The 24,855-nt window shown below is 66.2% G+C and carries 20 protein-coding genes; 15 read left to right on the top strand and 5 right to left on the bottom strand.

Features of this window, described 5'->3' with window-relative positions:
• Positions 1-9 precede the first annotated feature (9 nt).
• From NX02_RS03395 to NX02_RS32115, 3 genes are all read right to left on the bottom strand, one after another.
• Positions 10-2,091 carry a TonB-dependent siderophore receptor gene (locus tag NX02_RS03395; protein WP_158013886.1) on the bottom strand — a complete coding sequence of 694 codons (2,082 nt, stop codon included), beginning with the start codon at positions 2,089-2,091 and terminating at the stop codon, positions 10-12.
• Between the two features lie 166 nt (positions 2,092-2,257).
• Positions 2,258-3,670, bottom strand: coding sequence for a calcium-binding protein (locus NX02_RS03390; protein ID WP_025290785.1), 1,413 nt, complete (start codon positions 3,668-3,670; stop codon positions 2,258-2,260).
• A 292-nt stretch (positions 3,671-3,962) separates the two neighbouring features.
• A complete protein-coding gene (locus NX02_RS32115; RefSeq protein WP_158013885.1) occupies positions 3,963-4,415 on the bottom strand; it encodes a hypothetical protein in 453 nt (150 codons plus the stop codon).
• A 202-nt stretch (positions 4,416-4,617) separates the two neighbouring features.
• Between NX02_RS32115 and NX02_RS03380 the strand changes: the two genes are divergently transcribed.
• Positions 4,618-5,709, top strand: coding sequence for a type I restriction endonuclease (locus NX02_RS03380; protein ID WP_342671296.1), 1,092 nt, complete (start codon positions 4,618-4,620; stop codon positions 5,707-5,709).
• Here NX02_RS03380 and NX02_RS03375 read toward each other — a convergent pair.
• Both NX02_RS03375 and NX02_RS03370 read right to left on the bottom strand, forming a co-directional pair.
• Positions 5,706-6,170 (bottom strand): hypothetical protein, encoded by a 465-nt coding sequence (locus NX02_RS03375; RefSeq protein WP_025290782.1) that lies wholly within the window; start codon positions 6,168-6,170, stop codon positions 5,706-5,708. The genes NX02_RS03380 and NX02_RS03375 overlap by 4 nt on opposite strands.
• Before the next feature lie 136 nt (positions 6,171-6,306).
• Complete coding sequence (locus NX02_RS03370) at positions 6,307-7,467, bottom strand: Gfo/Idh/MocA family protein (RefSeq protein WP_039997059.1); 1,161 nt, start codon at positions 7,465-7,467, stop codon at positions 6,307-6,309.
• 104 nt (positions 7,468-7,571) lie between these two features.
• Here NX02_RS03370 and NX02_RS03365 point away from each other — a divergent pair, with 104 nt between their 5' ends.
• The 14 genes from NX02_RS03365 to NX02_RS03300 all read left to right on the top strand — a co-directional run bounded on the left by NX02_RS03365 (position 7,572) and on the right by NX02_RS03300 (position 24,780).
• Positions 7,572-7,955: a c-type cytochrome gene (locus NX02_RS03365; RefSeq protein WP_425424030.1), complete on the top strand. Its 384-nt coding sequence runs from the start codon at positions 7,572-7,574 to the stop codon at positions 7,953-7,955.
• Positions 7,955-8,998 carry a sugar phosphate isomerase/epimerase family protein gene (locus NX02_RS03360; RefSeq protein ID WP_025290780.1) on the top strand — a complete coding sequence of 348 codons (1,044 nt, stop codon included), beginning with the start codon at positions 7,955-7,957 and terminating at the stop codon, positions 8,996-8,998. The genes NX02_RS03365 and NX02_RS03360 overlap by 1 nt, the downstream gene beginning before the upstream one ends.
• A gap of 61 nt (positions 8,999-9,059) precedes the next feature.
• Entirely contained in the window at positions 9,060-10,349 is a 1,290-nt protein-coding gene (locus tag NX02_RS03355; RefSeq protein WP_025290779.1) for an MFS transporter, read from the top strand.
• Positions 10,346-11,263 (top strand): hydroxypyruvate isomerase family protein, encoded by a 918-nt coding sequence (locus NX02_RS03350; RefSeq protein ID WP_025290778.1) that lies wholly within the window; start codon positions 10,346-10,348, stop codon positions 11,261-11,263. Before NX02_RS03355 ends, NX02_RS03350 begins: the two co-directional genes overlap by 4 nt.
• 14 nt (positions 11,264-11,277) lie before the next feature.
• Positions 11,278-12,111, top strand: a complete 834-nt coding sequence (locus NX02_RS03345; protein WP_025290777.1) for a 3-keto-disaccharide hydrolase — start codon at positions 11,278-11,280, stop codon at positions 12,109-12,111.
• A complete protein-coding gene (locus NX02_RS03340) occupies positions 12,108-12,677 on the top strand; it encodes a gluconate 2-dehydrogenase subunit 3 family protein (protein WP_025290776.1) in 570 nt (189 codons plus the stop codon). The genes NX02_RS03345 and NX02_RS03340 overlap by 4 nt, the downstream gene beginning before the upstream one ends.
• On the top strand, positions 12,674-13,519 hold the full coding sequence (locus NX02_RS03335; protein ID WP_025290775.1) for a sugar phosphate isomerase/epimerase family protein: 846 nt from the start codon (positions 12,674-12,676) through the stop codon (positions 13,517-13,519). The genes NX02_RS03340 and NX02_RS03335 overlap by 4 nt, the downstream gene beginning before the upstream one ends.
• A 26-nt stretch (positions 13,520-13,545) precedes the next feature.
• Positions 13,546-15,228: a GMC oxidoreductase gene (locus NX02_RS03330; RefSeq protein ID WP_025290774.1), complete on the top strand. Its 1,683-nt coding sequence runs from the start codon at positions 13,546-13,548 to the stop codon at positions 15,226-15,228.
• A gap of 122 nt (positions 15,229-15,350) precedes the next feature.
• Positions 15,351-16,445, top strand: a complete 1,095-nt coding sequence (locus NX02_RS03325; RefSeq protein ID WP_025290773.1) for a LacI family DNA-binding transcriptional regulator — start codon at positions 15,351-15,353, stop codon at positions 16,443-16,445.
• Complete coding sequence (locus tag NX02_RS03320) at positions 16,442-16,816, top strand: Dabb family protein (protein WP_039996386.1); 375 nt, start codon at positions 16,442-16,444, stop codon at positions 16,814-16,816. The genes NX02_RS03325 and NX02_RS03320 overlap by 4 nt, the downstream gene beginning before the upstream one ends.
• Before the next feature lie 453 nt (positions 16,817-17,269).
• Positions 17,270-20,035 (top strand): TonB-dependent receptor, encoded by a 2,766-nt coding sequence (locus NX02_RS03315; protein ID WP_084717599.1) that lies wholly within the window; start codon positions 17,270-17,272, stop codon positions 20,033-20,035.
• A 240-nt stretch (positions 20,036-20,275) separates the two neighbouring features.
• On the top strand, positions 20,276-20,827 hold the full coding sequence (locus NX02_RS03310; RefSeq protein WP_245648756.1) for an RNA polymerase sigma factor: 552 nt from the start codon (positions 20,276-20,278) through the stop codon (positions 20,825-20,827).
• The gene (locus NX02_RS03305; RefSeq protein ID WP_025290769.1) at positions 20,811-21,755 is read left to right on the top strand and encodes a FecR family protein; all 945 of its coding nucleotides are present in this window, start codon (positions 20,811-20,813) and stop codon (positions 21,753-21,755) included. Before NX02_RS03310 ends, NX02_RS03305 begins: the two co-directional genes overlap by 17 nt.
• A 76-nt stretch (positions 21,756-21,831) precedes the next feature.
• Positions 21,832-24,780, top strand: coding sequence for a TonB-dependent receptor (locus tag NX02_RS03300; protein WP_245648755.1), 2,949 nt, complete (start codon positions 21,832-21,834; stop codon positions 24,778-24,780).
• The last annotated feature ends 75 nt before the right edge of the window (positions 24,781-24,855 follow it).

Below are 24,855 nucleotides of genomic sequence, written 5' to 3'. Positions count from 1 at the left end.
CCGCGGCGATCAAAACCGCACGCCCACCGTCGCCCGGATATTCCGATCCGCGCCGATGAAGCAGTCCCCGCGCGCCAGGCACGACGCGTAGAACGTCTCCCCCAGCAGGTTGTTGGCGTTGAGCGAGAAGCGCCAGTCGCCATAGTCGATCGAGGCGAGCGCATCGACCAGGGTGTAGGCGGGGGTGCGGATCGTCCAGCTGCCGACCGAGGTGCTGGAGCTGTTGTGGCGCACGCCGGCGCCCAGCCGCAGTGACAGGCCGTCCTTCACCTTGAAGGTCTTGGTGCCCCAGGCGGAGGCGGTGTTGCGGGGCAGGTAGCTGAAGGCGGAGGCGTTGTCGTTCGCCTTCAGCTTGTTGTAGCCATAGTTCAGCAGGATGTCGAAATTGCCCGGCAGGTTGCGCGAGGCCTCGATCTCAAAGCCGCGCGTCGTCAGTTCGCCGGACTGGGTGCGGTCGGTGGGATCGGGGGTCGAGGGGTCGTCGATCGGGCGATTGCTTTCCTTGATATGGAACCCCGTCACCGTCACGAGGGTCCAGGCGTCGGGCTGCCACTTCATGCCCGCCTCATATTGGGTGCCGCGCTGCGGCACGAAGGCGTTGCCCGAACTGTTGGTGCCAGCGATCGGAAAGAAGGATTCGGTGTAGCTGAAGAAGGGCGAGAAGCCCCAGCCGATTTCCCCGATGATGCCCGCGCGCAGGGTGGTGGCGTGGTCCTTGCGGGTTTCGCTGCTGTCCGATCCCGTGCGCACCCAGTCCCGCCGCGCGCCCAGCACCACCGACACGCGATCCCACAGCCGCATCTGATCCTGCACATAGGCGCCGAGCTGCTTCTGCGTTTCGCGGGTGGCATATTGATCGGGCGTCGGGACGGTCAGCGCGTCATAGTCGATGTCGTAGATGTCGATGAATTCATAGCCAATGCCGCCGCGCTTGGTGACCTCGTTCCAGCTATAGTCGATGCCCGCGAGCAGGGTGTGCTCGATCGCGGCACCGGTGTTGAACTTGGCCTGCATATTGTTATCGGTGGAGAATATGTTCATCCGGGCGATGCTGGCATCGCTGTAAAGGCCGATCACGCGGCCGCCGCTGCCCTCGACATAGGGGTCGGCCGGGTTGCTGTAGCTGTCCGGATAATGGGTGAAATAGGTCAGGTCGCTGTCGATGTAGCGCGCCTTGAGGCTCAGCGTCACGTCCGTCGCGAGCTGCTGGCGGACGATGCCGGTGCCCTGCAGCAGGCGCCCGTCATAGCGATCCCAGCCCGGCTTGCCGATGAACGTGTTGTTGGGCAGCCGCGGGTTGGTGCCGTTGGGATAGAGCGTGCCGACGATCGGCAGGAATTGCGAGGTCGATCCGCCATCATCCTCCTGATAAAGGCCGATCAAGCTGATCTCGGTGGTGTCGCTGGCGCGCCAGGTGAGCGAGGGCGCGATCATCACGCGATCGTCGGGCACATGATCCACCTGCGTGCCGGCATCGCGCACCCGCGCCACGATCCGCCCGGCCAGCCCGTCGACCAGCGGGCCGGTGACGTCGACCAGCGCCTCCTTGCGGTCGAAGCTGCCATAGACGAGGTCGACGCTGCCGCGCGTCTCGAACTCGGGCGTCTTGGACACCAGGTTGATGATGCCGCCGATCGAGCCCTGCCCGAACAGCACCGAGGCGGGGCCGCGCACCAGTTCGATCCGCGAGAAGTTGAACGGGTCCGAACGGATGCTGGCATAATAGCTGAAGATGTCGCGCATGCCGTCGCGGAACTGCAGCGGATCGACGCCGCGTACCGTCGCCCCGTCCACGCGCGAATCCGGGCCATAGGTGTTGGCGGTAACGCCGGCGACATAGTTCAGCGTATCCGACACGCTGATCGCGCCCTGCGCGGTGAACATCTCCTCGGTCACCACGGTGATCGGCTGCGGCGTTTCGATCAGTGGCGTATCCGTCTTGGTGCCGGCATAGGATTGCGTGACCACGCCGGTGACGATGATGCGATCATCCTCACCCTCCGCCGGCGCCGCATCCTCCGCGCGCGCGACCTGGCTCCACAGCATCGAAAGCGCCACGCCCGCAAGCGCCGACCGCCTGATCCCCTGCATATTCACCCCTTCTCAATTGCGAGTCATTCCCGATAGCGGCGGGCCCTAGCGCTATTGAGATGCTGTCGCAATCTTTCAGAGGTAAATGATGCCGGGTGATGACAGTCCTATCGGGAGAGCGGGTGACGTTCCTCCCCGAGGGAGTTCGGGGAGGAACGCCGATCCGTCAGATGAACAGAAAATCCCCTGCATTGAGGTCGGTCATCGTCACCCCCTGCAAGGTCACCGAATTGCTGGCATCGAAGCGGATGATCGTGTCCGCGCCCTGCTGCGCGGTCACCGCCATGATCTGCTCGAACGTGTCGAACGCCAGCCCCGGCCCGATGCGGATCAGGTCGCCCGAAGCGGCGCCGGCGCCGAAATCGGTGATGAAGTCGCGGCCGCCATTGCCGCCGAACAGGAAGACGTCGGTGTCCGCGCCGCCGGTCAGGCGGTCATTGCCCGCCTCGCCCGCCAGCCAGTCGATACCGGCGCCGCCGACGAGGACGTCGTTGCCGCCGCCGCCGCGAATGTCGTCATCGCCATCATTGCCGTAGATCGCGTTGATCGCGCCGTCGCCGCGCAGGATGTCCCTGAAGGCGGTGCCCCTGATCGCCTCGATGCCGATCAGCGTGTCGCCCGTCGCCTGCCCGCCCGATACGATGTCGAGCGCGAGGTTGACCGAGAGCCCCCGGTTCGAGGCGCTGTAATCCGCGGTGTCGAAGCCGTCGCCGCCGTCGAGCACGTCGCTGCCGAAGCCGCCCACCAGCGTGTCGTTGCCCGCGCCGCCCTGAAGCACGTCATTGCCGGCGGCGCCATCGAGGATGTCGATGCCGCTGCCGCCGATGATGGTGTTGGCGGTCGCGCTGCCGGTGCCGCGGAAGCTGGCACTGCCCAGCCGCACCAGCGTCTCGACATTGTCGCCCAAGGTCATCGCATTGGCATAGGTCTCCACCCGATCGTTGCCGCCGCCGGGCAGTTCGACGAACGTATCGCCAAACTCTGCAATATAGACGTCGTCGCCCGCGCCGCCGACCAGCACGTCGCGGCCGTCGCCACCGTCGAGCACGTCATCGCCGTCGCCGCCCTCCAGCCGGTCATTGCCCGCGCCGCCATCGAGCAGGTCGTCGTCCGCGAGCCCCTGCAGCAGATCCGCGCCGCTGCCGCCGATCAATATGTCGGAGCTGGGGAACACCCCGTCGGGCGAGTCGCGGCCGACCAGCGTCACGCCGGACGTGAGATAGGCCGCGCTCTGCACCTGGAAATATTGCATCACGTCGTCGCTGCTATCGCCCGTGCTTTCCACCGCGTAGAAGCTGAGCAGATAGGTGCGCGGGCCGGCCGGGTTCGGATCGAGCCCCAGCGCCATCGGCCCGGCGGTGGCATTGCCTTCCAGCTCCTGATAACGCCCGCCCTGAAACAGGCGCTGGCCGGGAACGGTCTCCTCCACATAGGTGCCCGTCCAGTCCGACGAATAGAGATATTCGCCGAATTCGCCGATCTCCGGGTAATAGGCCCCGGCAACCACATAGCCGATCGTCAGGTCAAGCCGCCCGGTCGCCCGGTCGATGACCACGTCATAGCCGCTGATGAATCCCATCCTGCCCTCTCCTCACCTTGTTCTTCGCGGGCTCCTGCACCCCGCCTTTTCTTAGCGCAATCAGGGTGCAGAGGCTATTGCGCAGAATAGACCGGGATCGCGACATGATCCTGCAGAGAGATAAGCCAATGGAAGCGCAGGTAATATCGCGCCGGCGCAGCCGGCCGGCCATGGTGCCCTCGGTGAACGATCCAAGCGCCGGAAGCCTCACGGATGCCGAGACCGACACGCCCTGCCCTACCGTCGCGCCCGCGACTCTGCCTCGCCACGCGCGTTGGCCCGCCGATCTGATTCACAATCGGGACAAGATGAATATCAACAATCCGAGCCAGGTTGCGCCGAGAAGATAGCTGAAAGCTATCGCCCTATAAGCGCCACCCCGATGAAGGATGGAATGGGAATGCAACGACGGCAAGCCCACAAGACGATCGCGATATTGAGCAGCTTCATACTGCTTTTCTAGATTACCTATCTCCGCAACTGCATCGTGAACACCCCAAACTCCAAACAATCCGATCAAGAATCCGATCACGGAAATCACCAATGCCGCTTTAAGATCATATATATTGTCAGATCTAATAATCGCCGGAGAGAAAGCAGCAAGTCCTGCAAACAAAAATCCCTGACTCAAAACGACGATCTGTATTCTGGCCACAATCCATCGATCCTCGGCTTCAACCCTCGCTCGATAAACATTGTAGCAAGCCATCTGATCCGCGTTCACTTTCCATAATTTATTTTCCATACACACCCCCCGTTTTATACCTGACCTAGGCCGCACGTAATACGACGCACAGTGCGACAATGCACTGACATAGCCATAACCGAGTAAGACAAACGACAATCATCGGTACATTTCACGAACGCCCAACCGTCTTCGGCATGGCGCATCATATGCCCTTCCCTATGCACCAAAGTTTTGCATATTCTTTACACAACGGAGGGGCATGGTCATGGATCTGGCGACAAAACTCATCGAACTCGAAAAGAGGACGGCGCAGCATCGCGAGCTGCTGCTGACCGAGGAAGCTGCCAAGACCGCGCTGGTGATGCCTTTCCTTCAGGCGCTCGGCTATGACGTGTTCAACCCGGCCGAAGTGATTCCAGAATTCACCGCCGACGTCGGCATCAAAAAGGGCGAAAAGGTCGATTATGCGCTGTGCATCGACGGCAAGGTATCACTTCTTCTCGAGTGCAAGCCTTCATCCGTCGATCTCGACCCGAAGCACGCCAGCCAGCTCTATCGCTATTTCTCGACCACGCCGGCGCGGATCGCGGTCCTGACCAACGGCGTGACCTATCAATTCTATTCGGACATCGAACAGCCGAACGTGATGGATGCGAAGCCATTCTTCATTTTCTCGATGGATGGGATCCGCCGCTCCGATCCCGCGACGCTGGAGCGCTTCGCGAAGAGCCAGTTCGACATCGACGCGATCGTGGCGGAGGCTGGCAGGCTGAAACTGGCCTCTCTCATGAGGATAGAAGTCGAAAAGGAGTTCGCCGCTCCGTCAGACGAGTTCGTGCGGCTCATGGCGGCGCGCGTTCTGCCGGGCAGCAGGTTCACTGCGGCGGTGAAGGAGCAGCTTCAACCTGTTATCGTCGCATCCATCGGATCGTTGATCCGAGACCGCGTCAACGATCGCCTCACCAGCGCTCTGAACGTCGCCAACCCCGCATCCGAGGTCATTCCCGAAGGGGAGACGGACGATATGTCCGACGCCGGTGACGGGATCATCACGACCGAGGATGAGATTGCCGGCTTCCGCATCGTTCAGGCAATCGCGGCCCGGCACATCGATCCGCAGCGGGCGATCATCAGGGATTCGAAGAGTTACTGCGCGATCCTGCTGGACGACAACAACCGAAAGCCCCTTGCCCGGCTGCACTTCAACAGCCTGACGACACGCTATGTCGGCACGTTCAGCGGGAAAGCGGAAACGCGTCACAGGGTGAGCGCGTTGACCGACATCTACAAGCTCGAGGCTGCCATCGTCGAGCGCATCCGTGAGTTGGACGAAGGCGCAAGCAGCGCCTAGCCGGGGCGCCTACCGCGCCCACCACCCGGTGCCGGAAACAAGATCGCCGGCTCCGCGCATTTGCGCTGGGCCGCCTGCAGCGACGCAACCACCGCATCCGCGGAGCGTGTCACCCTGATCGTCGCGCGGTCGGATGCGCTTGCGCCCTGGATCGCGATCTCGCCGCCCGGCCCTGCCGGCCCGATCGTGCTGCCCTCACCCAGCCGTGCACCGGATATGACGAGGCCGCCGTTCGGCAAGGTGCCGATCTGGAGCCACAGGTCGCAGTCCATCAGCATCACCTTCTGGACGCGCTTCTCGGTGCGGGTGCCGTCTTCCTGCCGGTTGACGACAAGCAACGCGCCCGCTTGCGCCAGGCGATCGAGATCGGCTTCGATCGTGCTCGACGCCGGCGGCGTCGGATCGCCGGCGGCCAGCGGCTGTGCAGCCAGAACCAGCGACAGCCCGATGATCCAGTTCATCCACCCTCCGACATCATCCACGCGACGAACATGAGGCGGATGTACCGCCCCGACGCGTCGCCACTGTCGATGCCGATTGTGAATTCTCCGCGTCAGCCCGCCGATGCGCGTCGCGCCAGCGGGCTCGATCGCCTCCCTACACTGCCGTCCACTTGCTCTCAGACGCCGCGCTGGCGATCGTCCGCTCCACGAAGTGCATCGTGCGCAGGCCGTCGGCGACGCCGGGCGTCCAGTCGGCGGCGCCCAGCGCCGGCTCCGGCGTGCCCTCGCCCGCGCGGATGCGCGCCGCGAAGGCGCGGTAGAGGTTGGCGAAGGCTTCGATATAGCCTTCGGGGTGGCCCGAGGGGGTGCGCAGGCGGTGCGCGGTGGTGTCGGCGAGACCGGGGCCGGCGGCGCGCACCAGTTCGGCGGGGCGGTCCAGCCAGCGCAGCGCCAGCGTGTTGGGTTCCATCTGCGACCATTCGAGGCCACCCGACTCGCCATGCACGCGCAGCTTGAGGCCGTTCTCGTCGCCCGCCGCGACCTGCGTCGCCTTCAGCACGCCGCGCGCGCCGCCGGCGAAGCGCAGCAGCATCGATACATCATCGTCGAGTTGGCGACCGGCGACGTGCGTCGTCAGGTCCGCGCACAGCGATTCGACGCGCAGCCCCGAGACATGCTCGGCCAGGTGGAAGGCGTGCGTGCCGATATCGCCCAGGCAGCCGCCAAGGCCGGCGCGCGCGGGATCGGTCCGCCATTCGGCCTGGCGATTGCCGTCGCGATCGATCGGGCGGCTGAGCCAGCCCTGCGAATATTCCACCTGCACCAGCCGGATCGCGCCGAAATCGCCGCGCGCCACCCGCGCCCGCGCCTCCTCGACCAGCGGATAGCCGCTATAGGTGAAGGCGAGCGCGAACTGGCGCCCCGACGCCGCCGCGGCCGCGGCGATCGCCTCCGCCTCCGCCAGGTCCAGCGCCATCGGCTTCTCGCACATCACGTGAAAGCCGGCGCCGAGTGCGGCGACCGACATCGGCATGTGGAGATGGTTGGGCGTCACGATCGCGACCGCATCGATTCGCGCATCCGCCGGCAGTGCCCGCTCCGCCGCCAGCATCGCATCGAACGTGGGATAGACCCGCGCCGCATCCAGCCCCAGCGCCTCGCCCGAGCGCGCATTGCGCGCCGCGTCACTGCTGAACGCACCTGCGGCCAGCTGCCAGTCCCCGTCCAGCGCCGCCGCTGCGCGGTGGATCGCGCCGATGAACGCGCCCTCGCCGCCGCCTGCCATGCCCAGCCGCAGTTTACGACCTTTCGCCATCTTCCATCCTTCCTCGTCCAAGGCGACAATCTTTTCGCACCGCCTTGATCCTGCATAGTTTACCGGTAAATTGAAGCCAACGATAAACGACTGGAGAGTCGAGGGTGAGTCAGCCGACCCGTTTGATCCTGTTTTCGGTTGCCGTGATGGCAACCGCCGCGGCGCTCGCGCCGATCCGCGCGCAGACCGCAGCTCCCGCCGCGCCGGCGGCGTTCAACGCCTGCCGCGCGTGCCATGTCGTGCAGAAAGGTGCCAAGAGCGGGCTCGGCCCGAATCTCTACGGCGTCGTCGGCCGGCCGGCCGCGTCGGTGCCCGGGTTCAACTATTCGCCCGCGATGAAATCGTCGAAGCTGAAGTGGGATGAGGCGACGCTCGACGCCTATCTCGCCGGCCCGGCCAAGAAGGTGCCGGGCACGCGCATGCCGATCGCCACGCCGGATCCGGCGAAGCGCGCGGCGATCATCGCCTATCTGAAGGCGGCGAAGTGATGCGCGGGCCCGCCATCTTCCTCGCGCAGTTCATGGGTGACGCGGCGCCGTTCGACACGATCGACAATGCCGCGCGCTGGATGGCCGCCGCCGGCTACAAGGGCATTCAGGTGCCCAGCAACGATCCGCGCTGCATGGATCTCGCGCTCGCCGCCGAAAGCCAGACCTATTGCGACGAGCTCGCCGGCCGCTGCCGCGAGGCGGGCGTGGCGATCACCGAGCTTTCCACCCATATCCAGGGCCAGCTCGTCGCGGTGCACCCCGCCTACGACCAGGCGTTCGACGCGTTCGCGCCGCCCGAATTGCGCGGCAAGCCCGCCGAGCGCCAGGCCTGGGCGGTGGAACAGCTCAAATTCGCCGCGCGCGCCAGCCGCCGGCTCGGCCTGTCGGCGCACGCCACCTTCTCCGGCGCCTTCGCCTGGCCGTTCATCTATCCCTGGCCGCAGCGCCCGGCCGGGCTGGTCGACGAGGCGTTCGGCGAACTCGGCAAGCGCTGGCGCCCGATCCTCGACGCGTTCGAGGACGAGGGCATCGACCTCTGCTTCGAGCTGCATCCGGGCGAGGATCTGCACGACGGGCTCTCGTTCGAGCGCTTCCTCGACGCGGTCGGCGGCCATGCCCGCGCCAACATCCTCTACGATCCCAGCCATTTCGTGCTGCAGGCGATGGACTATCTGGAGTTCATCGACATCTATCATGACCGCATCCGCATGTTCCACGTCAAGGATGCGGAGCTGAACCCCACCGGCCGCGCCGGCGTCTATGGCGGCTATGCCGACTGGGTCGACCGCCCCGGCCGCTTCCGCTCGCTGGGCGACGGGCAGGTCGACTTCACCGGCATCTTCTCCCGCCTGACGCAATATGACTATGCCGGCTGGGCCGTGCTCGAATGGGAATGCTGCCTCAAGCACCCGGAAGACGGCGCGCGCGAGGGCGCGCCCTTCATCGAGGCGCACATGATCCGCCGCCCCGAACGCGCGTTCGACGATTTCGCCGGCGGCAGCGATCCCGCCGATAATCGTCGCTGGCTGGGGCTGGACTGACGGAAACGTCGCGATCCTGATTCATAAAACACGAACGGGACCAAGGGAGAGGACGGATAAAATGGGTGTCGATCGACGAAGGCTGTTCTGGCTGAGCGTCCTTGCGCTGTTCACCGCATCGGTCAGCGCCGCGTTGCGCTCCGCGGTGGCGAGCAGCCTCAAGGCGGAATGGATCGACCCGATCGATCCGATCGCGGCGGGTGAACGGATCGGGGCTGCGCTCGGATCCGCCTTCCTCGGCTTCGCGCTGACCCTGTTCGTCGCCAGCGCGCTGCTGGACCGGATCGGCATGCGCCGGATCCTGACCGGCTGCGGCCTGTGCTTCGTTGCCGGCACCCTGCTGATCGTCGGCGCCGGCAGCATCGCCAGCGGCATGGCGATCTATCATCTCGTCTGGCTGGGCATGCTCGTCAGCGGCGTCGGCTGGGGGCTGGCCGAAGCCTCGATCAACCCGCTGACCGCGCGACTCTATCCCGAAGACACCACCCACCGGCTGAACGTGCTCCACGCCTGGTTTCCCGGCGGCATGATCGTCGGCGGGCTCGCCGGCGTCTTCCTCGCCTCCCTGCTGCCCTGGCAGGCGATCATGGGGCTGGTGCTGCTGCCCGCGATCGGCGTGATCCTGATCGCGCTCACCACCCGCTTCCCGACACCGCCGGCCACCGCGACCTCCGCCGGCATGAAGGGCATGATGCTGGAGGTGGTCCGCCGCCCCAGCTTCTTCATCTGGTTCGGCGCGATGTTCCTCACCGCCTCGTCCGAACTGGCGCCGGGCCAGTGGCTCGACGTGGCGCTCAGCAACCGCGTCGGCATGCGCGGCATATTGCTGCTCGTCTATGTCAGCGCCTTGATGTTCGTGTTCCGCCATTTCGCCGGCAAGCTGGCGGGGCGCCTCTCGAACCCGGGCCTGCTGTGGATTTCCAGCCTGCTCGCCGCGATCGGGCTCTACATGCTGTCGCAGGCGCAATCGCCGGTCTCCGCGCTCATCGCCTCGACCGTGTGGGGGCTGGGCGTGTGCGCGATGTGGCCGACGATGCTGGCCTCGGTCGCCGAACGCTATCCGCGCGGCGACGCCTGGGCGCTCGGCCTCGTCGGCTCGGCGGGCGCGCTCGCCAGCTTCTTCGTGCTGCCGCGTCTCGGCGAGATGTTCGACCAGGCCAAGGTGGAGATCGCCGGCGGCTCCGAAGCCTTCACCCGGCTGACCGGCGATGCGCTGCGCGCGGTGGAGGATGCGGCCGCGTCGCAATCCTTCGCGCGGCTGGCATTGGTGCCGCTGGTGCTGCTGGTGGTGTTCGGCCTCATCTGGATCAATGACCGGCGCGCGGCGCGCCGGACGGAGCAGCCGGCATGATCGTTTCGCGCCGGACGATGATCGCGGCCGGCATCGCCGCGGCCGCGGCGCCGGCGCTGGCCGCGGCGCAGGGCGGCGGCGGATCCGCCAACGCCGCGCGCTTCTCGCTCGCCTATGCCCCGCACGAGGGCAGCTTCGCCAGCCGCGGCGGGCTGATCGAACAGATCGCCTTCGCCGCCGACCAGGGCTTTCGCGCCTGGGAGGACAATGAAGCGCGCAAGCGGCCGATCGCGCAGCAGAATGCGATGGCGAAGGCGCTTGCCGACCGCGGCATGACGATGGGCGTGTTCGTGGCGAGCATGCCCGCATGGGCCGATTTCCGGCCGCTGCTGGGCGGCAACGACGATGCGGAGCGCGACGCGTTCCTCGCCGACATCACCTCGTCGGTCGAGATCGCCAAGCGGCTCGACGCGAAGCACATGACCGTCGTCACCGGCTTCATGGATCGCCGCGTGCCCGAGGATATCCAGACCGCGCGGGTGATCGACCTGATGCGCCGCGCCGGCGACATCGTCGCGCCGCACGGGCTGGTGCTGGTGATGGAGCCGCTCAACACCCGCACCAACCATCCCGGCGTCTACATGCAGTCGATCGCGCGCGGCTATGCGGTGGCGCGGGGGGCGAACAGCCCCGGGGTGAAGATCCTCGCCGATCTCTATCACGAGCAAATCCAGTCGGGGAACCTGATCCCCACCATGGAGGCCTGCTGGCCGGAGATCGGCTACATCCAGTTCGGCGACAATCCGGGCCGCAAGGAGCCGGGGACCGGCGAGATCAACTACGCCAACATCGTCCGCTGGCTGCGCGCACGCCGCTATGGCGGCGTGATCGGCATGGAACATGGCAATTCGGTCGCGGACCGCGCGGGTGAGGAGCGGCTCGTCGCCGCCTATCGCGCGATCGACGCGGCGTGAGGGAGGGAAGGACGATGACGCGCATCCGCATCGAACGGGCGCTGCTGGCGGGAATGCTGACGCTTTCCGCCGCGGCCGCGACCGCGCAGGAGAAGCCGGGGTTCAAGGACACGCCGATGCTGCCGGGCGGCAAGTGGCACGTCCATGACCCCGATCGCCCCCCGGCAACGGTCGTCACGCCCCCCGCACAGCCCGGCGGTGCCCCCTCCGATGCCGTCGTGCTGTTCGACGGCACGTCGCTCGACGCGTGGCGCGGCGAGCGCGGCCCGTGGACGATCGCGAACGGGGTGATGACGGTGCCGACGCGCGCGCAGAGCGGCGGCGAGAACAACCTGATCAGCCGGCAGAGCTTCGGCGACGTGCAGTTGCACCTCGAGTTCCGCTCACCCAAGCCGGCGGAGAAAAGCTCGCAGGATCGCGGCAACAGCGGCATCTGGTTCATGCAGCGCTACGAGGTCCAGATCCTCGACAGCTATGACAACCCGACCTATGCCGACGGCGCGGCGGGCGCGGTCTATGCGTGGAAGCCGCCGCTGGTGAACCCGTCGCGGCCGCCGGGCGAATGGCAGAGCTACGACATCATCTTCGAACGGCCGCGCTTCGCCGCGGACGGCAGCCTCGTCCGCCCCGCCTATGTGACCGCGCTGCTCAACGGCGTGCTGGTGCAGAACCATCAGGCGATGCTGGGCACGACGATGTGGCGCAAGGTCGGGCGCTACGAGGCGCATGGCGACGCCGCGCCGATCCAGCTTCAGGACCATGACAGCCCGGTGTCGTTCCGCAACATCTGGGTCCGCCCGTTGCCGGAAGACGCCATCGCCCAGGATCTCGGGAAGGACCGGCCATGATCGACCGCAGAACCGCCCTCGCCGGCGTCGTCGCCATGTTCGGCGCCAATCTCTTCGCCCCCATCGCCCGCGCCGCGGGGGTGCCCGCGCCGGGCATCCCGCCGGTGATCGACCAGGGGCCGCCCAGCGTCCAGATCTTCACCGCGGAACAGCGCGCGCTGATGACCGCGCTGTGCGAGCGGATCATCCCCACCACGGATACGCCGGGCGCGATCGCCGCGGGAGTGCCGGCCTATATCGAGAAACTGCTCGCGGACTGGGCGCTTCCCAAGGATCTGAAGCCGATCAAGGCAGGGCTCGATGCGCTGGAGGCGCGCAGCCAGCGCGACTACGAGGTCTCCGGCGCGGCGGCGACGCCCGAACAGCAGGATGCATTGCTGACCCTGGCGATGAACAACCGCATCCCCAATGGCGAGGATTTCTTCGAGGATTTCCGCCAGCTCGTGATCACCGGCTATTATACGTCCGAGATCGGCATCACCCAGGAACGCGAATATCTGCCGGTGCCCGGCGAATATAACGGCGCCTTCCCCTATTCGCAGGTCAACAAGGTCTATTCGGCATGAACATCGATCGTCGTTCGCTCATCTTCGGCGCGGCGGGCGCCGCCATGCTCGGCGGCCTCGCCCCCGCCGCCCTCGCCGCCGCCAAGGCGAAGCTCGGCCCGATCGGGCTGCAACTCTACACGGTGCGCGACCTGTTCGCCGCCGATCCCGTCGCCACGCTGCAGAAGGTCGCGGCGGTCGGGTATCGCGAGGTCGAGTTCGGCGGCGGCGGCTACGACAAGATGGACCCGGCGATGCTGCGCGGCGCGATGGACCGGCTGGGGCTGAAGTCGCCCTCCGTCCACATCGGCTATGACGCGCTGCTCGAACAGTTCGATGCGAGCGTCGCGATGGCCCGCACGCTGGGCGCCGACACGATCGTGCTGCCCTATATGGTCGACAAGCATCGCACCGCCGAGGCGTGGCAGGTCGCGGTGACCAACATCGCGCGCATCGCCGGCCAGATCCAGCAGGCCGGGTTCGGCTTCGCCTATCACAACCATGATTTCGAATTCACGGTGGCGCCGGGCGGCGAGACGCTGTTCGACCGGCTGGTGAAGGCGGTCGACCCCGCGCTGATGAAGATCGAGCTCGATCTCTACTGGGCGATCTATGCGGGGCAGGATGCCGAGGCGCTGATCAAGCGCTTCCCCGGCCGCATCTATTCCTATCATGTGAAGGACATGCGCCCCGACCGGAAGATGACGGCGGTCGGCGCCGGCACGATCGACTTCGCCCGCCTGTTCACGCTCAACGCGACCGCCGGGGTGCAGCATTTCTACGTCGAGAACGACCAGGCCCCGGCGCCCTACATTCCCGACATCACCAAGAGCTTCCAGACGCTGCGCGCGCTGCGCTTCTGAACGCGTCGGACAGGAAGGACAGACATATGGCAGCAACCGACAGCTACGACGCGATCGTCATCGGATCGGGGATCAGCGGCGGATGGGCGGCGAAGGAGCTGACCGAGAAGGGCCTGCGCGTGCTGATGCTCGATCGCGGCTTCATGGTCGAACATGGCGAGGGCTATACCTATGACGGGCGCCCTGCCTACGAGGTGCCCGCGCGCAACCAGATGCCCGAGCGCCTGGAGGAAAGCGACTATTTCATCGCCAAGCACGGCTATGTCTCGCCCAGCAACCAGGCCTTCTACAACAATGACCGACTGAACCCCTACGATTACGAGAATGGCGAGAAATTCTACTGGATCCGCCCCGCCGCGGTCGGCGGCAAGTCGCTGATCTGGGGGCGCTGGAGCTTCCGCTGGTCGCCCGACGATTTCGCGGCGAACAAGCGCGAGGGCATCGATGGCGAATGGCCGATCGGCTATGACGATCTCGTCCCCTGGTATTCCTATGTCGAGAAATATGCCGGCATCTCGGGCTCGCGCGAGAACCTGCCCTATCTGCCCGACAGCGAGTTCCAGCCGCCGATCCCGATGAACGTCGCGGAGACATGGCTGAAGCAGCGGCTGGAAAGCGAATTTCCCGGCCGCAAGATGATCAACGCCCGCGTGTCCAACATGACCGAGGACAAGCCGGAGCAGAACCGCACCAAGTGCCAGTTCCGCAACCAGTGCAGCAACGGCTGCTCGTTCGGCGCCTATTTCTCGACGCAGGCGGTGACGCTGCCCGCCGCGCGCGCCACCGGGCGGCTGACGCTCAGGCCCGATTCCGTCGTCACCAACCTCGAATATGATCCGGCGACGAAGCGGGTGACGGGCGTGCGCTTCGTCGATGCGAAGACCGGGCAGGCCGAGGTCGTGCGGTCGCGCATCGTGTTCCTGTGCGCGTCGGCGATGGCCTCCACCCAGATCCTGCTCAACTCGCGCGCGCCGGGCAGCGACCGCAGCCATTTCGACAGCAGCGGCACCCTCGGCCGCTACATCATGGACCATATCTTCCGCGTCGGCGTCAGCGGCGATATCCCGGGGATGGAGGAGTATATCGAATATGGCCGCCGCCCCGGCGCGATCTACATCCCGCGCTTCCGCAATCTGGGCAAGGACGAGGGGCTGGGGTTCAGCCGCGGCTATGGCTATCAGGGCGGCGCCTATCGCGAGCCGGCGGAGCCCGAGGGCTTCGGCGCGTCGATGAAGCATGGCATGCGCCGCTATGGCGGCTGGAAGTTCGGCATCGGCGCGTTCGGCGAATGCCTGCCCTATGAGGACAACCGCATCTCGCTCAACCCCGACAAGCTCGACCGCTTCGGCATGCCGATGCTGCGCTTCGACGTCACCTTCCGCAGCAACGAGCTCCGCCTGATCGCCGACGCGGGCAAGGAAGGCGAGAAGATGCTGCGCGCTGCCGGGCTGAAGAACGTCAAGGTGAAGGAAAAGGAGCATGTGCCCGGTGACGCCATTCACGAGATGGGCGGCGCACGCATGGGCGCGGATCCGCGCAAGTCGGTGCTCAACGGCTGGAGCCAGGCGCACGATGCCGCCAACCTGTTCGTGACGGACGGCGCGCAGATGGCGTCGATCGCCTGCGTCAATCCGTCGCTGACCTTCATGGCGCTGACCGCGCGCGCCGCCGACCATGCGGTGGCGGCGATGAAGGCGGGGACGATTTGAGGGAAATTGCGGCTGCCAGCGCCGATGCGTGAAAGCCGTGGCCATAATCCGCACCCCGGCCCGCCATCGCCTTTGCGGGCGGCCGGAATGCGCTATCAGGGTGCGCGAAGGAACCGGGGCGGATGGCGAGGCGGCGACAGGAAGGGGTGACGATCCGGGCGGTGGCGGAACGCGCGGGCGTGTCCGCAATGACCGTCTCCAACGTGATCAACGGCGTCAACCGCGCGAGCGAGGCGACCGTCGCCACCGTGCGCGCGGCGATCGCCGAGCTCGGCTATGTCCCCAACCTCGCCGCCCGGCGGCTCGCCAAGGCGCACGCGACGACGGTGGGCCTGGTCTATTGCAACCGCCGGACCCCCTTCCTCGACGCGGTGCTGGTGGGGTCGCTGCGCGCGACCAATGCGCACGGGCTCCAGCTCACCCTGCGCGGCGGCGAAGGGGCCGACCGGGCGGAGGCGGAGCGGATGGCGCAGGATCTGGTCCGTGCCGGCGCCGACGCGCTGCTGCTGATCCCGCCCGTCGCCGAACTGCTGAGCGGCTCCGCCGCGCTGGCCGCGCTCAACGTGCCGGTGGCGGCGATCGCGACCGGCACCCGCCTGCCCGGCGTCACCACCGTCAGGATCGACAATCGCGCGGCGATGGTCGCGATCACCGAGCGCGTGATGTCGCGCGGCCATCGCCGCATCGCCTATGTCGCCGGGCCGGACGCATATAGCGTGGTGCAGGCGCGGCTCGGCGGCTTCCGCGCCGCGCTCGCCGCGCACGGCCTGGACGAAGATCCGGAACTCGTGCTGCACGGCCTGGAATTCGACCATGCCGCCGGGCTGTTCGCCGGGCGCGTGCTGCTGGAGCGCCCCGCCCCGCCGAGCGCGATCATCTGCACCAGCGACGATCTCGCCGCCGGCGTGATCGCCCATGCCAATCATCTGGGGCTGCGGCTGCCCGCCGATCTTGCGGTGACGGGGTTCGACGACACCATCGTCGCCTCGCGCATCTGGCCGCCGCTGACCGTGGTCGGCCAGCCCGTGGAGGACATGGCCCATCGCGCCACCCAATGCCTGATCGCCGCGCTCGACGGCATGGGCAGCGCAACCACCGCCGACGAACTGTTCGAACACAGCATCGTCGAGCGCGAATCCACCTCGATGGCCCCCCGGCCGCAACCGATCACAGGAGACTATGGATGGACGTCACCCGAAGGGAGATTGCAGCGATGATGGCCATTGGCGGCGCCGGCGCGGCGCTGGGACCGACGACGGCTAGCGCCGCCCCGCCCACCGCGGCGCTCGTCCACCACGTCTTCTTCTGGCTCAAGAACCCCGGCGCCGCGGCCGACCGCGCGCAATTGATCGCCGGCCTCGAGACGCTGCGCGCGATCCCGGTGATCCGCACCCTGCTGATCGGCACCCCCGCCCCCACCGAAAACCGCGACGTGGTGGACGCGAGCTACGACGTGTCGGAACTGATGTATTTCGACAACGCCGCCGACCAGAAGACGTATCAGGATCATGAGATCCACCAGGCGTTCGTGAAGAATTGCAGCCATCTGTGGCAGCGGGTGGTGGTTTACGACATGCAGACGGTGTGAACGGATATATCCCCGGAACGCCGCAGATGCGTGATTCATAGGGCGACAGCCACGCTGTCGTGAAACTGAGCACCGGCATCGCGCTTCGAATAATCTCGGCCACCGTAACATCCACGTCACAACTTTCCCCCACCGGGCTCGGCAAGCCACAAAGGCAGGGGGTTGCAGTGTATCGCACACCGGCATTTCGCCGTTCCTACAGTCATGACCGCGCACCGGCGCCGCTGCGTGACAGCGGCTCCGGAATGACCGGCCGACGCCGATGATCATCGCGATCCGCTGAACGCCGGGCGGCCTCCGCCCCGCCGGCAGCACTGCCCGGCCCACGGCACCGCCCAGCCCACGACACTGCCCAGCCCACGACAATCCCCGACGTTTCGACGGACGGGGGGCGGGATCGATTTGCGATCCATCCGGCGAACGCCGGCCGACCAATCAACAAGGGGAATTCAGATGAACCGCATGGACAATCGCCTTGGCCGAATGACGCCGCTTCTGCTCGGCGCAGCCATTGCCGCGCTGGCCGCCGCGCCGGCCGTTGCACAGACCGCGCCAGCGCCGGCCGGGGAGGCCGGTGACGGCGATATCGTGGTCACCGGCTATGGCCGCAGCCTCGAAGAAGCGATCGACATGAAGCGCAATACGATCGGTTTCTCCGATTCCATCATCGCAACCGACATCGCGGATTTCCCCGAGCAGAACCTGTCCGAAGCACTGCAGCGCCTGCCCGGCGTGACGATCGAGCGCGACAAGGGTCTCGGCACGCGAGTCAACGTGCGCGGTCTGCCGACCGAATTCACCTTCGTCTCGATCAACAAGCTGGCGACAGCGTCCGGGTCGGGCGGCCGTGACGTCGAATTCGACATCTTCGCATCCGAGCTGATCCAGTCGGTCACCGTCCATAAGTCACCGACCGCAGCCGACGAGGAAGGCGGGATCGCCGGATCGGTCGCAATCCGCACCGCGCGCCCGTTCGACAATCCCGGCCTGCGGGTCGTCGGCTCGGCCGAGGGCGCCTACAACTCGATCTCCGAAAAGGTCGATCCGCAATTCTCCTTCCTCGCAAGCAACACGTTCGGCGATTTCGGCGTGCTCATCTCGGTCGCCAAGCAGAAGCGCACAAACCGCACGGATTCCAATTCGGGCATCAACTTCCGCCCGATCTCGCGCTGGACCGATCGCAACAATGCCAATGCCCGGCAGGCGATCGCCGTGCTGCAACGCGATGCCGGCGTGACCATCGACGACGTCAAAGATCAGGACGAGGTCAACCGCATCGTCTTTCTCGACAAGGTGGGTGACCGCGTCTACCTCAACGATCAGGATCGGTTCGGCATTTCCGGCTCCATCCAGTACAAGCCCAGCAACCAGTTCAGCCTCAGCTTCGATGCTTTCATCGGCTCCTACGACACGGTCGAGGATGAATATGATGCGGCGGGCTATTCCGCATCGAGCAATTCGACGCTGGATACGATCCACGACTTCGACGCGACCACATTGTCGGATGACGGGATCGTCGTGCTGCGGGACGTCTCCTACACCAACACCCAGCACGAATTCCTGAGCAAGGAGTTCATCAACAAAACCGACTATCGCCAGTTCGGCGGCGAGATGAACTGGGAGACCGGCAACTGGCGTATCAACCTGCTCGGCGGCTATTCGGGCGCACGGAAAACGCTGGACGCATCCAATCTCAAGCATGTCGCCTATGCACCGTCGCGCACGCGCTATACCGAGAATGGCGGCGAGACGATCCCGAGCGACGATCCGCGCACGATCGACATGTACAATGCGCCGGATTCCTACCTGTTCGAGGCCTATGAAACGACGCTCGAGCGGATCAAGGACGACAAATATGCCGCCCAGATCGACGTCACCTACAATTTCGACTTCGATGCCTTCCCCGCGCTGAAGCGCTTCAACGTCGGTGGCCGCTACACCAACAAGGCCAATGAGCGGCATTATGGCGAGGAGAAGATCCAGGGCCCGACCCGCGGCAGCGTCGCCTATGTCAACACACGCACCCTGGGAGACAGCCCGCTCGAGAGCGTGACCGACATCGTCGGCGGCAAATCCTATCAGGCCCGAGAGCTCGACTGGCAGCAGATTTCAAACAGCTATGCGCGCGATTTCTTCCGGCCCGACGGCTTCGTCACTCCGTTCGACGACGGCCAATATTATCAGGTGAAGGAAGAAACCCTCGCCGCCTATGCCATGATCGATTTCGAGTTCGACATCGGCCCGGTGCCGCTGTTCGTCAACGCGGGCGGTCGCTACGTCCGCACCACGGTCCATTCCGAAGGCTTCCACCAGGTCCAGAACGATGACGGTTCGACCGGCTATACCGACGCCCCGATTTCCAGCAGCGGCCGCTACGAGAAGTTTCTGCCCGCGTTCAACGCGCATGCCGAATTGACCGACAGCCTCTATCTGCGCGCCGCCGCCTCGCAGACGCTGATCCGCCCGGCGCTGACCGACCTTGCCTACAAGCGCACCGCAAGCTGGAACGACTTCCGCTTCACGGACGGCAATCCGAACCTGAAGCCCACCTATGCCGACCAGTGGGAAGCGGGCGTCGAGAAATATCTCGGCGGCGGGGGCATCCTTGCCGCATCCTATTTCTGGAAGAAGATCAAGGGCGTCGTTCAGAGCGAGTTGACCGGCGTGGTTCCGGATGTGACCAAGTACAACGCCAATGGCACAATCGACGGCGTCTATGATTTCGACGTCTACCAGCCGGTCAATGCCGAAGGATCGTACAAGGTGAGCGGCGTCGAACTCAACGCCATCGTGCCGCTGGGCATGTTCACGCCGTGGCTGGAAGGCTTCGGCATCAACGCCAACTATACCTTCCTCGACAGTTCGCTGACCGGCCAGTCCGACCTTGGCATCCCGACCTCCCCGATCGGCCTTGCCGACAATACGTACAATGCAACCATCTATTTCGAACGCGGACCGCTCGCGATGCGCGTCTCCTACAACCGCAAGGGCGCCTATGTGGAGCGGATCGAGCGCAACATGTATCCGGTCTATCGCGATGCCTATGGCCAGTTCGACCTGGCCGCGAGCTATCAGTTGACCGAGAATTTCCGCGTCGAGCTGCAGGGCATCAACATCGGCAACGCCAAGACCACCGGCTACACGATGGATCCCGCCTTCCCGACCACCTACGAATTCTCGGGAAGCCGCATCAGCCTGGGCGTTCGCGCGCAGTTCTGAGGCGCTGTAGCCCCCCGCCGGGGTGGCGGGGGGCGGCGTCCTTTGCCGGGAATTCCGGCATCCCGATGCCGAGCGAGGCGGGGCTGCCGGTGATCGCGACCGGCCGGGCCGGCCTTGCCGGTGCCGGCGAAGTCGGGCTAGCTGGCCCCGCCCCCAAATTTATCCGCACCCGCTGACGGAATATCGTCCCCCGCGGCTCAAGGGGGATGGGAGAGGAGAAGAATCACGGAACGCGAGGCGTTGGCTGAGTGGGTGGGGCGCGAGATCCTGCCGCATGAACGCGATCTGCGGGTCTGGCTGCAGCGGCGCTTCGTCGCTGCGGACGACGTGGAGGATATCGTGCAGGAATGCTATTGCCGCTTCGCCCAATTGCCCGACGTGTCCGGGATCGGCTCGCCGCGCGCCTATCTGTTCACGATGGCGCGCAACCTGGCGCATCGCCAGCGCCGCACCGCCACCGTGGTGCGCATCGATCCGCTGGCCGACGCAGATGAGGATTATCTCCACAGCGACCTTCCCTCGCCCGAGCGCGTCGCGGTCGCACGGCAGGAACTGGGGCGCGTCCAGGCGGCGCTCGCCACCTTGTCCGATCGTGCCCGCCGCATCTTCCTGATGCGGCGCGTCGAGGGGATCAGCCAGAAGGAGATCGCGGCGACCTTGGGGATCAGCGAGATGGTGGTCGAGAACGAGGCGAGCCGCAGCCTGCGCGCGATCCTGAAGCTGATGACCGAACCCGCCGAGGGCCAGAGCGCTCCCGCCAAACAGGCAGCATCCCGTGCACGAACGCGCTGAGCAGGAAGCCGCCGCATGGGCGCTGCGCCATCCGCTCGACGCGGAGGGACAGGCGGCGCTCGACGCGTGGCTCGCCCGTGACCGGCGCCATGCCGGCGCCCTGCTGCGCGCGATGGCGGGGCTGAGCGCGATCGAACGGGCGCTGGTGCCGGAGACGGCCGACGTCGAGACGGCGAACGATCGCCAGCCCACCCGCCGCTTGCTGCTCGCCGGGATCGGCGGCGCGATGGCCGCCGCGGTCGCCGGGATGATCGGCTGGCGGGGCACCCGCGGCGAGCGCTTCGTCACCGCGCGCGGCGAGATCCGCCGGCTGCCGCTGGGCGACGGATCGGTCGCGACGATCAACACCGACAGCGAGATGCGGGTGATGCTGGGCAGCGAGACGCGCCGCGTCGCGCTCGACAGCGGGCAGGCCTGGTTCCAGGTCGCCAAGGATCGCACCCGCCCCTTCATCGTCGACGCCGGCATCGCCCAGGCGCGCGCGGTGGGCACCGCCTTTTCGGTCCGCCGCGGCGCGGATGGCGTGCAGGTGACGGTGACCGAGGGCATCGTCGCGGTCTGGCCGAGCGACGCGGACGGCACGATGACCATCCTGAAGGCCGGCCAGTTTGCCGACTTCACCGCCAGCGCCGCCGCCCCCGCCGTCGGCACCGCGCCGGCACGGATCGAGCGCGCGCTGGCGTGGCGCAGCGGAGAGATCGCGCTGGAGAATGAAAGCCTGGCGAGCGCGGTCGAGCAGTTCAACCGCTACAACCATCGCCAGCTCGTCATCGCCGATCCGAGCCTTGCCGGCGAACGCCTCGTCGGGCTGTTCCAGATCGACAAGCCGGAGGATTTCGCCGCGACGCTCTCCACTTCGATCGACGTCGAGGTGGCGAGCACGCCCACCGAAATCCGGCTTTCGCGCAAAAAACCGCCGACACCCTGACGGAAACGCCGCCGCACCGACTCGTATCGTCGGGAGCGCACCGGGGACAGGTGCGTCCGACCAACAGGGAGAGACGATGATGGCCCATATGCGGCGCTACCTGCTCGGCACGATCGCCACGACGATCATGTGCGCGGCTGCCCCCACCCACGCCGCGGCGCAGGTCCGGCGGTTCGACGTCGCCGCGCAGGCCGCGCAGACCGGCATCCCGCTGTTCGCGCACCAGGCGGGCATCCAGATCCTCGTTTCCGGCCCGATCGCCGACGGCATCACCGTGAACGCCGTGCGCGGCACGATCGACGTCAACACCGCGCTTTCCATGCTGCTGTCGGGCACCGATCTGGTGCCGGTGAAGGCGGGTGGCGCGATCGTGCTCAAGCGGCGCCAGACCGTGGCGCGCGCCACGCTCGCCCCCGCCAGCCTCGCCGCGCAGGATGCGCCCGCGCCAGCGCCCGCCGACGCGCCCCCGCCCCCCGCGCCCGAGGCGCCGGCCGAGGACATCGTCGTCACCGGCATCCGCGCCTCGCTGCAGGAATCGATCAACGTCAAGCGGCGCGCGGATACGATCGTCGACGTCATCACCGCGCAGGATATCGGCAAGCTGCCCGACCAGAATGTCGCGGAATCGATGAGCCGCATCACCGGCGTGCAGATCACCCGGCGCGAGGGCGACGGATCCAACTTCACCGTGCGCGGCATTTCGCAGAACCGGCTTGAGATCAACGGCCGCACCTTCCTGGGGCCCGGCGCCGGCGGCAGCGCCTCGCTGGAGTCGGTGAGCCCGGAGATCATCTCGAGCATCGTCGTCGCCAAATCGCCCTCGGCGGACATGCCCGAGGGCGCGCTCGGCGCCACCGTCAACCTCAAGACCAAGCGCCCGCTGGAACTCGACGATTTCGTCGCCAGCGGCCGGCTGCAGGGCGCCTATACCGATCAGGCCGATCATCTCGGCTATCGCGGATCGGCCCTGATCTCCAAGAATTTCGGCGACCGCTTCGGCGTCCTCGCCAGCGCCGCCTATTCGGACATCCAGACGCGCGGCTATTCCTATGACAGCGGCGGCTGGACGCGGACCAACAATATCGACGGCGATGGCGACGGGGTGAACGATCCGGGCCTGTTCCGCCCCAACCGCTTCATGGCGCGCATCTACGACCGCAAGGAACAGCGGCTGACGCTCAACGGATCGCTGCAATACCGCCCGGCCGAGGATTGGGAGATCATCCTCGACGGCACCTATTCGCGGCTGAAGCGCGAGCGCAACAGCCAGAACTATCAGGTGCTGTTCAACGACAATGACGTCGGCGCGGTGGCGGACGAGAACGGCACCGTCGTCAGCGGCACCTTCAACGGCGTCACCCTGCGCCCGCTGATCTATGACGAGCCCACCGAGTTCCGCTCCACCAACCTCGGCTTCTCGACCAAATATGACGGCGATCGGGTGAAGGTGTCGGTCGATGCCTCCTACAGCAAGGGTCAGGGCACCGATGGCGGCCCCGGCGCCTCCTTCACCTATGTCGTCGTGCCGCGCGCGGGCAACGTCACCAACGCCAGCTACGATCTCTCCGCGGGCAATCCGGTACCGGACCTGTCGCTCGACACCAATTTCAACCGCGACGATCCCGGCCAGTATCAGCTCGCCTCGATCTTCGAGAACGACTTCATCACCGACAATGTCGGCTATGACGCGCGCGTCGATTTCGAGATCATGACCGATTTCGGCCCGCTGAAATCGATCGAGACCGGCACCCGCTTCGAGACGATCCAATTCTATTCGGAAGCGCCGCAGAACATCCCCTCCGCCGCCAGCCTGCTCGGCATCGGCGACCGCAACGGCGACGGCATATTGACCGTCGATGAGCTGCCGGGTCTGGTCTACGACAACAGCCAGGGCAGCTACTTCCCCGGCGTCAGCGGCACGTTCCCCCGTGATTTCCTTGGCGGCACCACCGACAAGGATGCCGCGCGAGACGCTTTCGACCTGCCGATCCCCCGCGCGGAGAACATCCCGTTCGGCCGCGTCTCGATCAAGGACGTCGATCAGGACACGATCGCCTTCTACGCGAAGGGCAATTTCGAGGGCGAGATCGGATCGCTGCCGATCTCCGGCAATGCCGGCGTGCGCTATATCAGCTTCGAGCGCATCTCGTCCGGCTTCCTCTCGGATACCGAGGCGACCGCATCCAAATCGCGCTTCGACTATTGGCTGCCCAGCGCCAACGCGTCGCTCGACCTCACCCGCAACCTCACGTTGCGCGCCGCCGCGGCGAAGGTGGTGGCGCGGCCCAGCCTCAGCGACGTCGGCGTCAGCTTCGTGCCGCTGTTCGTCTCGCGCACCGGATCGCGCGGCAACCCCAATCTGCGGCCGTTCGAGGCGACGCAATATGACGTGACGCTGGAATGGTATTTCCAGCCGTCGAGCGCGCTGACCTTCGCCGCCTTCTACAAGGACGTCGATTCCTTCACGATCAACGTGACCCAGGAGGAATTCATCCCCGGCCTCTCCGAACAGTTCGGGACGTTCCAGATCACCCAGCCGGTCAATGGCGAGGCGGGCAAGATCAAGGGGTTCGAAGTCGCCTACCAGCAGTCGCTGCGCTTCCTGCCGGCGCCGTTCGACAATCTCGGCATCCAGGCCAACTACACCTATGTCGACAGCGAGACGCCTCTGATCGACGAGGCGACGCAGGCCGAACTGCCGCTGCCCGGGCTTTCCAAGCACAGCTACAACCTGATCGGCTTCTATGAGGACGAGACCTTCTCGCTGCGCGCCGCCTATATCTACCGCAGCTCCTACCTGCTCGGCCAGGGCGGCGCCGCGGCGGGCGGCAGTTCCTATGCCGAGGCGCGCGGGCAGCTCGACATCTCCGGCCAGATCAACCTCACCCGCAACATCCGGCTGACGGTGGAGGCAATCAACCTGACCCGCGAGATCGACCGCCAATATCTGCAGACGCGCGCGCGCCTGCTCAATTCCTCGCGCGAGGATCGCCGCATCTTCTTCGGCGTCGCGGCAACGTTCTGAAGCGCGACGCTCCCCCAACCCCGTTCGGCCTGAGCAGCCATCGAGCGAAGTCGAAATGGCGTATCGAGGGGCCGG

Origin of the sequence: Sphingomonas sanxanigenens DSM 19645 = NX02, assembly GCF_000512205.2 — a bacterium.
GTDB classification, from domain to species: Bacteria; Pseudomonadota; Alphaproteobacteria; order Sphingomonadales; family Sphingomonadaceae; genus Sphingomonas_D; species Sphingomonas_D sanxanigenens.
Note: the sequence above shows the minus strand (reverse complement) of the source record. Positions and strands in the feature narration are given on the sequence as shown.